12 protein-coding genes are annotated in these 14816 nt (G+C 71.6%); 3 read left to right on the top strand and 9 right to left on the bottom strand.

Annotated elements, in window-relative coordinates; translation table 11 throughout:
- Positions 1 to 28: 28 nt before the first annotated feature.
- The 5 genes from AB0L75_RS32905 to AB0L75_RS32885 are packed head-to-tail and all read right to left on the bottom strand — an operon-like array spanning position 29 to position 6418.
- Positions 29 to 2056: an endo-beta-N-acetylglucosaminidase gene (locus AB0L75_RS32905; RefSeq protein ID WP_365188408.1), complete on the bottom strand. Its 2028-nt coding sequence runs from the start codon at positions 2054 to 2056 to the stop codon at positions 29 to 31.
- On the bottom strand, positions 2053 to 3309 hold the full coding sequence (locus AB0L75_RS32900) for a glycosyl hydrolase (RefSeq protein ID WP_365188405.1): 1257 nt from the start codon (positions 3307 to 3309) through the stop codon (positions 2053 to 2055). The genes AB0L75_RS32905 and AB0L75_RS32900 overlap by 4 nt, the downstream gene beginning before the upstream one ends.
- Before the next feature lie 26 nt (positions 3310 to 3335).
- Positions 3336 to 4241, bottom strand: a complete 906-nt coding sequence (locus AB0L75_RS32895) for a carbohydrate ABC transporter permease (protein WP_365188402.1) — start codon at positions 4239 to 4241, stop codon at positions 3336 to 3338.
- Positions 4238 to 5125 carry a sugar ABC transporter permease gene (locus AB0L75_RS32890; protein WP_365188400.1) on the bottom strand — a complete coding sequence of 296 codons (888 nt, stop codon included), beginning with the start codon at positions 5123 to 5125 and terminating at the stop codon, positions 4238 to 4240. The genes AB0L75_RS32895 and AB0L75_RS32890 overlap by 4 nt, the downstream gene beginning before the upstream one ends.
- Positions 5126 to 5131: 6 nt before the next feature.
- The gene (locus tag AB0L75_RS32885; RefSeq protein WP_365188397.1) at positions 5132 to 6418 is read right to left on the bottom strand and encodes an extracellular solute-binding protein; all 1287 of its coding nucleotides are present in this window, start codon (positions 6416 to 6418) and stop codon (positions 5132 to 5134) included.
- Positions 6419 to 6637: 219 nt separating this feature from the next.
- On the opposite strand from AB0L75_RS32885, the gene AB0L75_RS32880 reads away from it, so the two are divergent.
- On the top strand, positions 6638 to 7696 hold the full coding sequence (locus AB0L75_RS32880) for a LacI family DNA-binding transcriptional regulator (RefSeq protein WP_365188394.1): 1059 nt from the start codon (positions 6638 to 6640) through the stop codon (positions 7694 to 7696).
- An 18-nt stretch (positions 7697 to 7714) separates the two neighbouring features.
- Here AB0L75_RS32880 and AB0L75_RS32875 read toward each other — a convergent pair whose 3' ends face one another.
- Together AB0L75_RS32875 and AB0L75_RS32870 are read right to left on the bottom strand one after the other, a co-directional pair.
- Entirely contained in the window at positions 7715 to 9259 is a 1545-nt protein-coding gene (locus AB0L75_RS32875) for an alpha-L-fucosidase (protein ID WP_365188392.1), read from the bottom strand.
- 19 nt (positions 9260 to 9278) lie between these two features.
- Positions 9279 to 11639: an alpha-L-fucosidase gene (locus tag AB0L75_RS32870; RefSeq protein ID WP_365188389.1), complete on the bottom strand. Its 2361-nt coding sequence runs from the start codon at positions 11637 to 11639 to the stop codon at positions 9279 to 9281.
- A gap of 219 nt (positions 11640 to 11858) precedes the next feature.
- On the opposite strand from AB0L75_RS32870, the gene AB0L75_RS32865 reads away from it, so the two are divergent.
- A complete protein-coding gene (locus tag AB0L75_RS32865; protein WP_365188386.1) occupies positions 11859 to 13211 on the top strand; it encodes an amidase family protein in 1353 nt (450 codons plus the stop codon).
- Between the two features lie 7 nt (positions 13212 to 13218).
- Here AB0L75_RS32865 and AB0L75_RS32860 read toward each other — a convergent pair whose 3' ends face one another.
- Both AB0L75_RS32860 and AB0L75_RS32855 read right to left on the bottom strand, forming a co-directional pair.
- The gene (locus AB0L75_RS32860; protein ID WP_365188385.1) at positions 13219 to 13704 is read right to left on the bottom strand and encodes a GNAT family N-acetyltransferase; all 486 of its coding nucleotides are present in this window, start codon (positions 13702 to 13704) and stop codon (positions 13219 to 13221) included.
- A gap of 61 nt (positions 13705 to 13765) precedes the next feature.
- Positions 13766 to 13939 carry a hypothetical protein gene (locus tag AB0L75_RS32855; RefSeq protein ID WP_107440855.1) on the bottom strand — a complete coding sequence of 58 codons (174 nt, stop codon included), beginning with the start codon at positions 13937 to 13939 and terminating at the stop codon, positions 13766 to 13768.
- A 407-nt stretch (positions 13940 to 14346) separates the two neighbouring features.
- On the opposite strand from AB0L75_RS32855, the gene AB0L75_RS32850 reads away from it, so the two are divergent.
- The gene (locus AB0L75_RS32850; protein ID WP_365188382.1) at positions 14347 to 14745 is read left to right on the top strand and encodes a hypothetical protein; all 399 of its coding nucleotides are present in this window, start codon (positions 14347 to 14349) and stop codon (positions 14743 to 14745) included.
- Positions 14746 to 14816: the final 71 nt, after the last annotated feature.

Genomic DNA, 14816 nt, shown 5'->3' with positions numbered 1-14816 from the left:
TCCCTGCGGAGTTATGGGTTCCGGGTGCTTACCAGGGGTGGGTGACGGTCACGGGGGTCGAGGCGTTGTACAGCTCCCCCACGGCGCGCAGTTCGAACCGTGCGGCGCTCTCGCCCTGCTCGGGCCGCAGGCCGGCGAGGTAGCAGGCGCGCTGGCAGGTGCCGCCGAGGAAGCGGCGGGTGCCGTCGGGCAGGAGGCGGTGCAGCTCGTAGTGGCGCACGGCGCCGGGAGCGGCGTTCCAGGCGAGGCGGAGGTCACCGCCGGTCGCGGCGGTGACGCGAGCGCCCGTGGGCGCCGCGGGCGTGCCGGCGGTGTCCCGGACGGCGAGGCCGCCGAGGCGCCAGCGCACTGGGCCTTCCGTGGCCGTGAGCCGGACGCCGAGGGCGTGGACGGTGCCGGTGAGTCCGGTGAGCGGCAGTGTCACGGTCTGCCAGCCGTTGACCGAGTTCACGCACGCGTGCCTGTTGACCGAGTTCACAGCCAGATAGCTGTACGGCGGGGGCGCCCCGGCCCCGTTCGGCTCGGCCGTCGCCACGGCCGCCTCGATGTTCACAGCACCGGCTTCGGTCCGGTACGTCAGCTCGACAACCGTGTTCACACCGATCGGCAGCCGGGTCGCGTACAGATCCAGCACCACGGGTTGATCCGGTTCACCGTCCACCAGCACACTGCTCCCGCCCCGCCAGGCATCGGCGAAGTCGAAGGTCACCGTCGGCCGCTCCCCCGCCGTGCGCACGACCCAGCGGCGCGCCGGCAGCCGGTCCTGGAGCCCGAGGTGGTTCCAGGGCGTGTCCGAGGTGACGGCCCCGTCCTCGTACCAGCGCTGTCCGTGCCCCGTGTTGAACACGGTCGCGAACGGCAGCGAGGTCACCGTCGAGCGGTCCGCGACGGACACCGCCGGCGCCCGCCAGGGATCGTTCGTGTCGGGCCGGGAGGGGTCGAGCGAGCGCCCGGTCCAGAACCGGTCGTCGGCGGCGTGGAAGTCCTCGGGGGCGCGCTGGTCGGCGGGCAGGTGGTTGCGGGTCCACTCCGGCCGGTAGAAGCCGATCGAGGTGACGTGCGGCCGGCCGGCCGGCACGATCGCGTCCCAGTTCACGGACGTGTCGGACCCGTTCGACTCGACGTCGACGCCCGCCCACAGCTGATAGCGGCTGCGGCCCAGTCGGTCCGCCTTCGTACCCGAGGAGGCAAGTGTGGCCGCGCTCCAGCGGAAGTCCACGAACATGTCGTCGGCGGCCTGGAAGAACGCCTGGTTCTGGCTGTCGAGCGCACCCTGCCAGCTGACCGTGCCGTTCACGGTCATCGCGTCGTACCAGGTCACCCGCTGTCCCCGGGCCGCCGCGAGCGCCTTCAGCTCCTTGACGAAGCCGAGCACGGCCTGGCCGAGGGCCGTGGTGCCGCCGCCGGTCTCGGCGTTGACGAACCAGCCGTCGAAGCCGTACGCCGCCGCCACCGCCACCAGTTGGGCGGCGAGCGGACAGTGCCCGGAGGCGTCCTTCTGCACCAGGTCCCGGGTCCACTGGAGCTGACCGCCGTACGCCGTCGGCGGCAGGAAGATGTTGCCGAGCACCGGGACGCCGTTCCGGTGGGCCGCGTCCACGATCGGCGCGTTCGGCGCGAGGATCAGGCCCTCGCCGGCCGAGCCGCCCCAGAAGACCAGCTCGTCGAGGTAGGCCCAGTGGGTCAGGGCGTAGTAGTCGGCGGTGGCCGAGCCCTGGGAAGGGTTGCCGGAGGTGGGCCCGAAGGAGACGAGAGCCTGGACGCGGGCCTGGCCGGAGCGGGCGGTGGTGTTCGCGGGGGTCGGGGTGAAGCGGGCGGCGAGCGGCACGGACGCGGCGTTGAACGCGAGGTCGGGGTCGTCGGCCGCGCGCCAGCTCTTCAGGCTGCGCCAGGTGATGCCGGTGCCCGGGCTGCCGGAGGGGAGCGAGTCCGGGTACCAGTAGGAGGCGTACGGCGGGGTCGCCGCGGCCTTGGGGCGGGCGGCGGCGAAGGCGGGCAGCGGCGACAGGCCGGCGGCCGCGCCGGCCACGAGTACGGTGCGTCTGCTGGGGTTCACGAGCGGGTGCCTCCGTGTGGGGTGGGGAGTACCTGGTCGGGAGTGACGACGTCGGTGATGCCGCGCGCGGCGAGGTGGTCCTCGTCCTGGGCGCGGGTGTCGAGGACGGTGGTGGGGCGGGCGCCGTCGGCGACGAGCCGGAAGAAGGCCTCGAAGACGTCTCCGCCGGGGGCGCAGCGGGAGCGCAGGGCCGGATCGCCGGGTACGACGAGGGCGGTGCCGCGTGCGGCGGGGGCTTCATGGGGCCGGTGTGCCGCCTCGGCCAGCACGCGGGCGATGTCCTTGGGCTCGCGGTCGTTGGTGAACACCCCGAGCCCGTACTCCAGTTCTGGGAAGTCGGCGAGGTCACGCGCCACGTCGTGGGAGCACCACCAGGTGATGCCCCACAGGTCGGGGCAGTCGAGGGCATGGGCGACGGTCGCCTCGGCGAAGGCGGCGGCGTGCTCGGCGGGCACGAGCGGCGCGGGCGCCCCGACCTCCTGCAGCCACACCGGACGGTGGGGTGCGTCCGCCCAGGCCTTGCTCAGCTCGACGAGATAGGCGGCGTGGTGCTCGGCCGACACGGAGGTACGGCCATAGCGCTGGGCGGTGCCGTTGAACACCCAGGAGTGCACGGCGGTGACGTCGCCGAGACGGGCGGAGAGGGCGGGGGTGAAGGGCTGGTCGTCCTGGTACCAGGCGGCGTCGTAGGAGGCGTGCAGCCGGAGCCGGTCCGGGGCGCCCTCGGCGCAGGCGGCGAGCATCTCGGTGAGCCACCGCTCGGCGTCCCCTTCCGTGATCCGGTCGGGGTCGGGGTGGGGACCGGCGGCGAACTGGTTGACCTCGTTGCCGACGGTCATGCCGATGAAGTTCGGCCGGTCGGCGAGGGCGGCGGCGAGGGTGCGCAGATAGGCGGCCTGGCCGCTCAGGACGTCCGGGTCGGTGAAGAGGTTACGCCGGTGCCAGGTGCGGGTCCACGCGGGCAGGAAGTCGAAGCTGCTCAAGTGGCCCTGCAGACCGTCCACGTTGACGTCCAGGCCGCGTTCGGCGGCCGCGTCGGCGAGGGCCATGAGCTGTTCGACGGCGCGTGGGCGGATCAGGGTGCGGTTGGGCTGGAAGTAGGGCCACAGCGGGAAGACGCGGATGTGGTCGAGGCCGAGTGCGGCGATCGCGTCGAGGTCGGCCCGCACCGAGTCGAGGTCGAAGTCGAGCCAGTGGTGGAACCACCCTTCGCTCGGGGTGTAGTTGATGCCGAAGCGCACGGCTGGAGGCATGAAGTGTCCTTGTGGCGTACGGGTGTTCAGCCCTTGACGGCGCCCTCGCCGACCCCGCGGAAGAAGTACCGCTGCAGGCAGGCGAAGAGGGCGATGAGCGGGGCCACGGCGATCACGGTGCCGGCGGCGACGATGCGTTCGTCGTCGGCGAAGGTGCCGTGCAGATAGTTCAGGCCGATGGTGAGGGTGAACCTGGACGGGTCGCTGAGCACGATCAGCGGCCACAGGAAGTCGTCCCAGGCCCCCATGAAGGCGAAGATCGCGACGACGGCCACCGTGCCCTTCACCGAGGGCAGCGCGACACGCAGGAACCGCTGCCAGACGTTGGCCCCGTCGACGTACGCCGCCTCCTCGATCTCGTACGGCAGGTTGCGGAAGGCGCCCCGCATCAGCAGCACGTTCATCGCGCCGATCGCGCCGGGCAGCACGACACCGATGAGGGTGTTGTTCAGGCCGAGTTCGCGCATGGTGGTGAACTGGGCGATGACGATGCCCTCGACGGGCACCAGCATCGCGAGCACGAAGACCAGCGTGGTCACGCGCCGGCCGCGGAAGCGCAGCCGGGCCAGGGCGTATCCGGCGAGCGCCGAGCCGACGCAGTTCGTCACGACGTTGGCGGTGGCGACCTTCAGGGAGTTCAGGGCGTAGTCCCAGACGGGGATGGTGTCGGCGACCCGCGTGTAGTTGTGCAGCGTGGGATGGGCGGGCAGGAGGCTCGGCGGCGAGCTGTAGATGTCCTCGGTGGGACCCTTGAGGGAGGTGGACAGCTGCCAGAGGAACGGGCCGACGGTGAGGGCGAGGACGGCGAGCAGCAGCAGATAGCGCCAGACCAGCTCGGCGACGCGGATGCGGCGGCCCTGCTCGTCGGTGACGCGGGGCTCCCGGCGCGTCGTCACGGGCGCCTCGGGCCGCACCTTCTCCAGGACGCTCACGACTCCTCCCCGCGGTCGGCGCGCAGCACGAGCAGCATCAGCGCGACGGTGACGGCGAAGACGACGACGGACAGCGCGGAGGCATAGCCGACGCGGCCGGTCAGGCCGGTGCCGGTGCGCTGGACGAGCATGACGAGGGTGGTGTCCTCGCCGGCCGGTCCGCCGGCCGGGCCGGCCATCAGGTACACCTCGGAGAACACCTTGAACGCGGCGACCGAGGAGAGCGCGGCGACGAGCACCATCGTGGAGCGTACGGCGGGCACGGTGACCGAGAAGAAGCGGCGCACGGGGCCCGCGCCGTCCACGGAGGCGGCCTCGTGCAGTTCACGGGGCACGTTCGCCAGCGCCGCCAGGTAAATGATCATGTAGTAGCCGAGGCCCTTCCACACCGTGACGGCCATCGCGCTCAGCAGGAGCAGCCACTGGTCGCTGAGGAACCCGACCCGGCCGATCCCCACGCTCTCCAGCAGGGAGTTGACCAGTCCCCGTTCGTCCAGCAGCCACACCCAGATCAGCCCGACGACCACGATCGAGGCGACGACCGGGGTGTAGAAGGCGGAGCGGAAGAAGGTGATGCCGGGGATGTTCTTCTGCACCAGCAGCGCGAGCAGCAACGGCAGGACGACGAGGGCGGGTACGACGCCGACGATGTACAGGGTGCTGTTGCGCAGCCCGGTCCAGAACATGTCGTCGTGGAGCAGCTCGCGGAAGTTGGCGAGGCCCACGAAGTGGCCCGGCAGCAGGGTGCGGCGGTCGGTGAAGGAGTTCGCCAGGGTGGAGAGGAACGGGTAGAGCACGAAGGCACCGGTCACGAGCAGTCCGGGTGCGGCGAACAGCCAGGGACTGAAGGGGAGTTGGCGCCTGATGCGGAGGGGCGCGGCCATGTCCCCTCAGCCCTGCCGGAGCAGCCGGTTGACGGCGTTGACAGCGTTGTCGAGGGCCTGCTCGGGACTCTCCTTGCCCTGGAGCGCCTTGGCCACCTCGTTGCGCAGCGCGGTCTTCATCTGGTCGCTGAACAGCACGGGCGTGTAATTGACCGCGCTCTTCAGGGACTTGGCGGCGGCGATGCGCACCCGGGTCTCGTCGGTGCCGTCCTCCTTGGTGAAGTACGGGTCGTCCAGGGAGCCGGCGGTGCTCGGGAAGATGGCGACCTTCTTCGCGAACGACATCTGGTTCTGGGCGTCGGTGACGAAGTGCGCGAAGGCGACCGCGGCCGGGGTGTGCCTGGTGTGCGAGTTGACCATCACACCCATCACGTACATGTTGACGTGCCCGGTGCTGGTGATCTGGTCGGTGATGCCGATGTTCCTGTACAGGCTGGGCGCGTTCTTCTTGAAGTTGTCGAGGTCGAGGGCGCTGCCGGGGTTCATGGCGACGGCGCCGGTGAGGAACTTCTTGCCGGAGGACTCCGGGGTCGCGGTCAGCGCCTGTGGGTCAAGGGCCTTGGCGTCGTACAACTCCTTGTACTTGGTGAGGAGTTCGACGCCCTTGGTGTCGTTGAAGGCGAACGCGGTGCCCTGCTTGTTCATCAGGGTGACGCCGTAGCGCCCGAAGTCCTCGATGGTGGGGACGTTGGCGAGGGTGGCGACCTTGCCGCCGCTCCTGCTCGCCGTCTGCAGGGCGTCGGCGAAGAGTTCGTCGTAGGTCCTCGGCGGCTTGTCCGGGTCGAGTCCCGCCTTCTGGAAGAGGGCCTTGTTGTAGAAGAGCGGCCCGGTGTTCAGGTACCAGGGGAAGGCGTAGGTGCCGCTCATGCCCGGCACCTGGTGGCCGGCCCAGGCGCCGGGCAGGTACTCGGACCTGTACTTCGCGGCGGCCTTGTCGAGGTCCATGGCGAGTCCGGCCCTGGCGAGGGGGGCGACCAGGTCCGGGGAGACGTTCACGACGTCGGGCAGGGTGCCGCCGGCGGCGTCGGCGCTGAGCTTGTCGGGGTAGCCCTCGGCGGGCTGGTCGACCCATTTCACATGCGTGCCGGGGTACTTCTTCTCGAAATCGGCGATGAGGCCCTCGAAGTACGACTTGAAGTTCGCGCGCAGGTTCCAGGTCTGGAAGGTGATGTCACCTTCGACCTTTCCGGAGGCGTCGGTCGAGCCGCCGTCGTCCCCGCCCGAACCGCAGGCGCTCAGCGGCAGGACGAGGGCGGCAACGGCGGCGGCGAGGGCTCTGCGGGGCATGGGCACGGTGACACGGCTCCCTTGCTGTGTCGGGCTGTCGGGGTGCCAGAGACCTTGCCCGTGCCGTTCGGAGAAAGTCAATGCGGTCATCCGGACTAAAGAAAAAGGCAGTTCATTAGTGCAGGTCAGAGAGGTCCGCAAAGGAACTTGTCTCGATCACTAATGCGCTTTAGGGTCTTGACACTCAAGCGCATTAGCGAGCACTGTCAGGAAGGGAGGAGAAACGTGCCGACCAGACGGTCCCCCGCACGCCGGCCCACGATGAAGGACATCGCCCGGCGCGCCGGAGTCTCCGAGAGCGCCGTCTCCTTCGCGCTCAACGGCCGCCCCGGCGTCTCCGAGACCACCCGCGCACGGGTCCGCCGGGTCGCCGAGCAGCTCGGCTGGCAGCCCAGCACGGCCGCCCGCGCGTTGTCCGGCGAGGGCGCGGCGACGGTCGGCTTCGTGCTCGCCCGCCCCGCGCACACCCTGGGCGTCGACTCCTTCTTCCTCCAGCTCGTGTCCGGGATCCAGGAGGTGCTCGCCGAACGGCACCTGGGTCTGCTGTTCCAGGTCGTGGAGGACGTGGCCGACGAGTGTGCGGTCTATCGCCGCTGGTGGGCGGAGCACCGGGTCGACGGCGTGCTGGTGGTCGACCCGCGCGCCGACGACCCCCGCCCCGACCTCCTCGACGAACTCGGCCTGCCCGCCGTGGTGATCGGCGGCGCGCCCGACGAACGCCATCCCGAGGTGTCGGCGGTCTGGGCGGACGACGCGGGCGCGATGGCCTCGGTGGTCGACGAGTTGACCGCGCTCGGCCATCGCAGGATCGTGCACATCGCCGGCCTGCCGGGCCTCGCCCACACCCAGCGCCGTATCCGCACCCTGCGCGCCGAGGCCGACCGGCGCGGCCTGACCGAGGTCCGCTCGGTCACCACCGACTACTCCGACGCCGAGGGCGCGGCCGTGACCCGCCGTGTGCTGCGGGCCGCCGCTCCCCCGACGGCCCTGATCTACGACAACGACGTGATGGCGGTGGCCGGGGTCTCGGCGGCGGCCGAACTCGGCTGTTCCGTACCGGAGGACGTCTCGGTCGTCTCCTGGGAGGACTCGGCCCTGTGCCGCATGGTCAAGCCCTGGCTCTCCGCGCTCTCCCGCGACAGCGCGGAGTTCGGACGTACGGCGGCCCGGGAGCTGACGGCGCTGCTGGACGGCGGTTCGGCACGGGCCGTACGCGTTCCGGTGCCACGCCTGACGGTGCGGGGCAGCACGGCGGCGGTGCGCCCCGACGAGCCGTCTGCCTGAAGGAGGCTCCTCTCGCGGTCAGTTGCACGACCGGTACAGGCCGAACTCGGCGATGTGCACGGCCGACCGGGCCGCCGTGACCCGCACCCGCCAGCTGCGGGCCCGTACCGGCGCCGGCAGCACCAGGATCCGGCTCGCGCCCACCGTCCCGGCGGCGGCCACCTGCGGCCACGCACCGCCGTCCGCCCGGGCCTCGACGACGAAGCCCTCGATCTGCTGCCCGTGCCGGAGGTCCTCCGCCAGCCGGATCCGGTCCACCTCCCGCTCCGTGCCGAGGTCGACGGTCAGCCGCCCCGGCGCGGCGGTGGTCCGGGCGCCGCGGGCCAGGTCCTCGGGCAGTTCCCGGTCGATGCGCCCGCGGAACTCCCGCAACCGTGCCACGTCCGCCGCGGGCAGCAGACCGTGGGTGTCCGGCGGGATGTTGAGCAGCAGCACCGAGTTGCGGCCCACGGACCGGAAGTAGATGTCCGTCAACTGCTCGACGCTCTTGGGCTGTTGGTCGGGGTGGTAGAACCAGCCGTCCCGGATGGACACATCGCACTCGGCGGGCCACCACTGCAGGAAGTCGGCGACGTCGCGGGCCGCGAGCAGCGCGGCCCGGCTGCCCTCGTCGGGGGCGTCGTACGCCAGCGCGTAGTCGGTGCGGCCGCCCGCCCTCTCCGTCACCGGCACCACGCTCCACTCGTCCTGCCGGGCGAGCCCGCCCTCGTTGCCCACCCAGCGCACGTCCGGGCCGGAGACGGCGATCGCGGCGTCCGGGGCGAGCGTGCGGACCAGGGTGTACCAGCTGTCCCAGTCGTAGGGCTCCACCTTGTCCGGAGGGATGCGGCCCTGGGCGCCGTCGAACCACACCTCGTCGATCGGACCGTACTCGGTGAGCACCTCGTAGAGCGTGTTGAGCATGTGCGCGCCGTAGTCGGTGGCGTCGAGGGTGAAGACGTGGTCCGGGGAGCGGTCGTCGCTCTGGACCGGCGTGGGGATGGTCCGGGTGGTGCGGGTGCTGCCGTTGGCGTAGACGCCGTGCAGGTACTGGTTCTCGTCGGCCGGCGAGATGTAGACGCCGGCCTTGAGGCCGTGGCGTCGCATCGAGTCGGCGAACGAGCGCAGCACATCGCCCCGGCCGCCCCGCCAACTGCTGCTCGCCACCGTGTGCTTGGTGTAGCGGGACGGGTAGAGGACGAAGCCGTCGTGGTGTTTGACGGTGAGGACGGCGAGCCTGAAGCCGCTGTCGCGCAGGGCGCGCGCCCACTGGTCGGTGTCGAGGCCGGCCGGCTGGAAGACATCGGGGTCCTCGTCGCCGGTGCCCCACTCCAGGCCCGTGAACGTGTTCACGCCGAAGTGCAGGAAGGCGGTGCGTTCCCGTTGCTGCCAGGCGATCTGCCGTGCGGTGGGCCGGAGTCGGGAGGCCTTGCGGACCAGGTCCGCCTCGGTGTCGCCGGGGCCGACCGGGATGCGGGAGCGGTCGGTGTCCTGCGGCGTGGCCAGGGCCTGGGGTGCGGGGACCGCTCCCGTCACCGCCAGCGCGGTGGCCGAGGCGACGAAGACGCGTCGGGAGAGAACCATGCTCGGGGCTCCTCGGGTCTCAGCCATGCCACTCCACCTTGAACACCCAGGCGTACCTGCCCGCCTTGCGGGCCGCCTCCGGTACGTCGATCACGAGTGCGCCGCCGGTGACCGTCCAGGTCAGGGGCCGGTCGTGGCCGAGCATCGTCACCTTGTCGCCGGGGCGCACCGGCACCGGGGCCTCGACGGTGAGCTTCGGGCCGGGTGCGGCGAGGGAGTGGATGTAGAAGGCCTCGTCGGGGCGGACGGTGAACCGCAGGTCGTCGCCGAGCTGGGCCATCCGTGACCAGTAGGTGGTGTCGTAGATCGCCTCCCCGTTGGTCTTCAGCCACGCGCCCGTCTCGCGCAGGCGGGTCTGCATGATCTCGGGGATCGTGCCGTCGGCGCGCGGGCCGATGTCGAGGAGGAAGTTGCCGTTCTTGGAGACGATGTCGACGACGCTGTGGACGACCTCCTCCGCGGTCATGTAGGCGGAGTCGGGCGTCGCCTGGTTGTAGCCGTACGAGAACGGGTCCAGGCCCCTGCTGGCCTCCCACTTGGCGACCACCGTGTTGGCGTACGTCGTGTACTCGGGGGTCGTGAAGTCGTGGAAGGCGAGGCCCGAGCGGTCGTCGACGGTGACGTCGACGGGGCGGGCCCGGTTCTTGGCGTGGTTGAAGTACTCGGCGAGGACACGGGCGCTGTCGTTCACTCCGCCGATGTCGCACCAGATGATCTCGGGGTCGTAGCCGTGGACCAGTTCGAGCATCTGGGCGGCCTGGTAGTCGTGGACGTAGTCCTTCCCAGCCGTGTAGCCGGTGTACGGCACCGGCTGGAGGGTGTACGGGTTGCGCGGGGCGTGGCCCATCCACGGGTTGTCCGGGTTGAACCACTCGGGCATGGAGAAGTACAGGCCGCGGTGGAGTTCGGGGGTGTAGCGGCGGCTCGCTTCGAAGAGTTCCCTCACCAGGTCCCGTTTGGGGCCCATCCTGACGGCGTTGCGGTCGGAGACCTTGGTGTCCCACAGGGCGAAGCCCTCATGGTGCTTGGAGGTCAGGACGTGGTACTGCGCGCCCGCGTCACGGAACAGCTCCACCCAGGCCCGCGGGTCGAACCGCTCGGCGGTGAAGCGGGGGATGAAGTCGTCGTAGGCGAAGTCCTCGCCGTAGGTGTCCCGGTGGTGGGCGTACACGGCGCCCGCCGGATCCTGCATGTGGTCCCAGTACCACTCGGCGTACTGCTTGCCCACCGGCGACCAGGCGGGCACCGAGTAGACACCCCAGTGGATGAAGATGCCGAACTTGGCTCCCTGGAACCAGTACGGCGCCTGGTGGGCGGCGAGGGAGGTCTCGGTGGGCTGGTAGTCGGCGGTGCCGAGGGTCAGCGTCGCCTGGCCCGCGGCCGCCTGTGCCCCTCGGCCGGTGACCGTGACCGTGCCGTCCCGGCGGGTGCCGGGTGCGGTGCCCGGGCTGTTGCGGATGCCGATGCGGACACGGGCCTGTTCGCCGGGGTCGAGACGGCGGATCCGGGCCGGCTGGACCGTGCGGGCGCCCGGGGCGTCCACGCTCACCGCCACGCCGTCCGCGGCCAGTACGGCCATGGTGCCCGCGTTGACGACCGTGGCCTCCACGCTCTGCGCGCCGGACGGTTCCAGCAGGGAGGGCGTGGAGTGCGGGGCCCGCAGGGTCAACGCCCGGCCCTCGGCCACGGGTTGCAGGGTGAGGGCGAAGAGGTGCAGGGACGCCTTGTTCGCCTCGGCCGGGTTGGTGACGGGGAGGGTGAGGGCGACCGCCTCCCGGCGCGGGTCGATCCAGATCTCCGAGACGCCGATGCCGACGCCGTGCTCGTCCTTGCCGCCGTCGGGGCGGTAGCGGTACGGCGCCGACAGCGGGCCGCCCGACGCGTACCAGTCCGTGCCGCCGAGGCCGGCGGTGGTGGTCGTGCCGTCGGCGTAGTGCACGGTGGCGGTGCCCGAGGCGTTGCCGTAGCTGGCCGCGGCGAGGAAGAAGGCGGACAGATAGCGGCCCTTCGGCAGGTCCAGCCGCTGGCCGAGGGCGACGACGTTGTTGCGGGTCCCCGCGGTCGAGGCGGGGAACTGGAACGGCACCCCGTCCACCTCGACCCGGCCGGCGGCGAGTTCCTCACCGGGGAAGGTGTAGCCGGAGCCGTCGAAGTCGCCGCCGCGGGCGGAGGTGGTGTCGATGCCGTCGTTGTCGTAGAGGGCGTCGAGCGGGACGGGCACCGGATCGGGGACGGCGGCCCATGGCCCCTCCCCGTCGGCAGCCCCTGGTCCCTGCTGGTCGGCGGCCCGCGCGGGGGTCGGGGTGGTGAGCGGCAGGGCGGCCGCGGCGGTCGCGCCGGCGGCCGCGCCCAGGATCAGACGTCTGGGGCACGTGCTCATGAGCGGCTCCCATAAACTCCGATTCATCGGACGTCTGATGATTGTGGGGCGGTTGCAGGACTGTCAACGGGGCTGCAGAGGACGGAACTTGATGCATTGATCGGACGATCAGCGGGTTGCCGGGAAGGGCCTCTCGACGTACCGCGCCGGACCGGGCACAGTTCTCCGTGCGCCGTGATGGATACCGGCGAGTAGCCTACGACCGAGCGAGGAGTGCCCGTGGGTGACTGGGCCGGGCGGACCGCCGCCGAGACAGCTGCCGCCGTACGCGCCAAGGAGGTCACGCCGCGAGAGGTGGTGGCCGAGTGCCTCGCGCGGATCGAGCGGCTCGACGGACGGATCGGGGCGTTCCGGAAGGTACGCGCCGAGGCGGTGCTCGCCGAGGCCGACGCGGTGGCCGCCCGCACCGATCTGGCCCAACTGCCGCTCGCGGGCGTGCCCGTGGCCGTCAAGGACAATCTGGCGGTGCGCGGCGAGTCCCACCGTGACGGCTCCGCCGCCACCCCCGACACCCCGGCCGCCGAGGATCACCCCACGGTGGCCCGGCTGCGGGCGGCCGGCGCGGTGGTCGTCGGCCTGACGAACGTGCCCGAACTGTGTGTCTTCGGCACCACGGAAGGCGTGTTCGGCACCACCCGCAATCCTTGGGACACCTCCCGCACGGCGGGCGGCTCCTCCGGCGGCAGCGCGGCCGCGGTGGCCGCGGGCCTGGTGCCGGTCGCGCTCGGCAACGACGGAATGGGCTCGCTGCGCATACCGGCCGCGAACTGCGGCCTGGTCACGCTCAAGCCGGGGCTCGGCGTGGTGCCGGCGGGGATCGGCAACGGCGACTGGTTCGGCATGGCCGAGAACGGCCCGCTGGCCACGACGGTCGAGGATCTGCGGCTCGTGCTCGGCGTCCTCGCGGGCGGTGCCGATGGACCGCCCGCACAGGAGGCCTCGCCCCGGCGGATCGCCGTGGCCCTGCGCAGCCCGCTGGTCGGCGTCGGCGTGAGCAGGCCGTATACGACCGCGGTACGGGAGGCGGCCGGGGCGCTCGCGCGGGCCGGGCACCAGGTGCGGCGGGCCGAGCCGCCGTATCCGCTGTCGCTGGGCGTGACCGCTTTGCGGCACTGGACCGCCGGGACGGCGGTGGACGCCGCGGGCCTGGACCGGGCGCGGCTGGCCCGGCGGACCCGGGTGCACGCGGACCTGGGCCGGCGGTTCGTCCGCTCGGTGCGCACCTCAGACAGCCGCGAGCGGCTGCGCGCCCGGCTGACGCCGTTCTTCACCGAGCACGACGTCCTGCTCACCCCGGCTCTGGCCCGGCGCTCCCCCGCCGCCGGGCCGTGGCACGAACGCGGCTGGCTGCGCAACGTCCTGGCCAACACCGCGTACTCCCCGTTCACCCCGCCCTGGAACCTGACCGGCTGGCCCGCGATGTCCGTCCCGTTCGGCGCCCTTCCCTCGGGCGCCCCCTGTGCCGTGCAGCTGGCCGGCCGCCCGGGTACGGAGGCGGTACTGCTGGAGCTGGCGGAGGAGCTGGAGAAGCTGCGCCCCTGGCGGCGGACGGCACCGGTGGCCGGCCTCTGAGCCCCGCCTAGTCGAGTGCCCGGTACATGATGTGCAGTCCCACCCTGCCGTGCAGGGGATGGTCGTAGGCCTCGGGGATGGTGCCGAGCACGGTGAAGCCGAGGGAGGTCCACAGGGCGACGGCGGGGTTCGTCTCGACGACGGCGTTGAAGACCATCGCGCGGTAGCCGTGAGCGCCGGCCTCGGCCAGGACGTGTTCGGCGAGGGCGCGGCCGATGCCCTGACCTGCGCATTCCGGGTCGACCATGAAGCCGGCGTTGGCCACGTGCGCGGCGGGGCCGGCGTAGTTGGGAGTCAGGTACGCCGAGCCGACCACGCGTCCGGCCCCGTCCTCGGCGACGTAGACGCACTTGGCGGGACTCATCCAGAGGGCGCGGGCGTCCTCCTCGGAGGTGTCCGGGTCCCATGCGTAGGTTTCGGCAGCGGCGACGATACGGTGCCAGAAAGGCCAGATCCGCGGCCAGTCCTCGGCCGCGGCTTCTCTGATCAGCATGGGCGTGAGTCTGTCAGGTCACGCCCATGCGTGCGGCGATCGCGAAGGGTCCGACTCGGGGTCAGTCCACGCTGGGCAGGATGTGCGGCTCGGCGAGGTCGTCCTCGTAGCCCGCGAGGCGGATCGGAGCGGACCGGGCCCACACATCGAGGCTGCCGAGTTCTCCCGGCCGCCGGCCCAGGCGCTCCGTGCGTTCCTTGGGGCGTTCTTCGCGATTCGTCTTCTCCGGTGTCACCGCGCACTCCTTATGTGTCGGTCACCCTCGAGGGCCTGCCGGACAGCCTGCGCTTCGGCACTCGACGCCCGCTCGGGTCTGGTTCGAAAGGCCAGTTCGGACGCGGTGGCGCCGGTACGAACGTTGGGTCTGGGTGGGACCCGGTACTGCTGCCCGTCTCTCCAGATTACCCAAATGAGCGGACGTCCGCTCGATCGGGAGTGCAAACAAGGTGTAACTATGAGAAGTCGTTTGGCCCCCAATACCTCTCAATATGCAGCTATTTACCATGCGCCGCTCACTCAACCGCCGGAGCGAATCACCCATTCGGACTACATGTGGCTCAGTTCAGGTGCCGTTGGCCGGACCGCAAGGTCGCCATGATCTGCTGATGAGCGGCAACGGCTGTCTCGCGGAAGGACTGACGCATGGAGCTGCGCAGCGTCGAGGAGCTGATGGATCTGCTGTACGCCGGCCGGCACCAGCACGCGCTGCGCACCGCCGCGCTGCTGCGCCGCAGCCGCCCCGCCGACAAGGAGCTGCAGGTCGCGGGGCTGGTGCACGGCATAGGGCCGGCGCTGCGCCCAGGCAGCGGCGAGACGGGCCGGGCGCCCAGCGCGGCCGAGGCGGTGCGCTCGCTGCTCGGGGAGCGGGTGTTCCGGCTGGTGCGCGGGGAAGCGGGCGCCGCCGACGACGATGTGCTGCGGCTGCGCCAGGCCGACGAGGAGAGCCGTACGACGGGCTTCGACGCGGGTGTCCTGGAGGACTGGCGGACGGTGCTGGAGCTGGTGGCGGCCCGCCATTCCCGACTCGGCGCCGTGGACTGACGTCCGAGCGGCGCCCAAGGTACGGCACATGACGCGCCGTCCGCCCGGGGTCCGGACGGCGACGCGCTCCG

The organism is Streptomyces sp. NPDC052101, assembly GCF_040680235.1.
Classification (GTDB): Bacteria; Actinomycetota; Actinomycetes; order Streptomycetales; family Streptomycetaceae; genus Streptomyces.
Note: the sequence above shows the minus strand (reverse complement) of the source record. Positions and strands in the feature narration are given on the sequence as shown.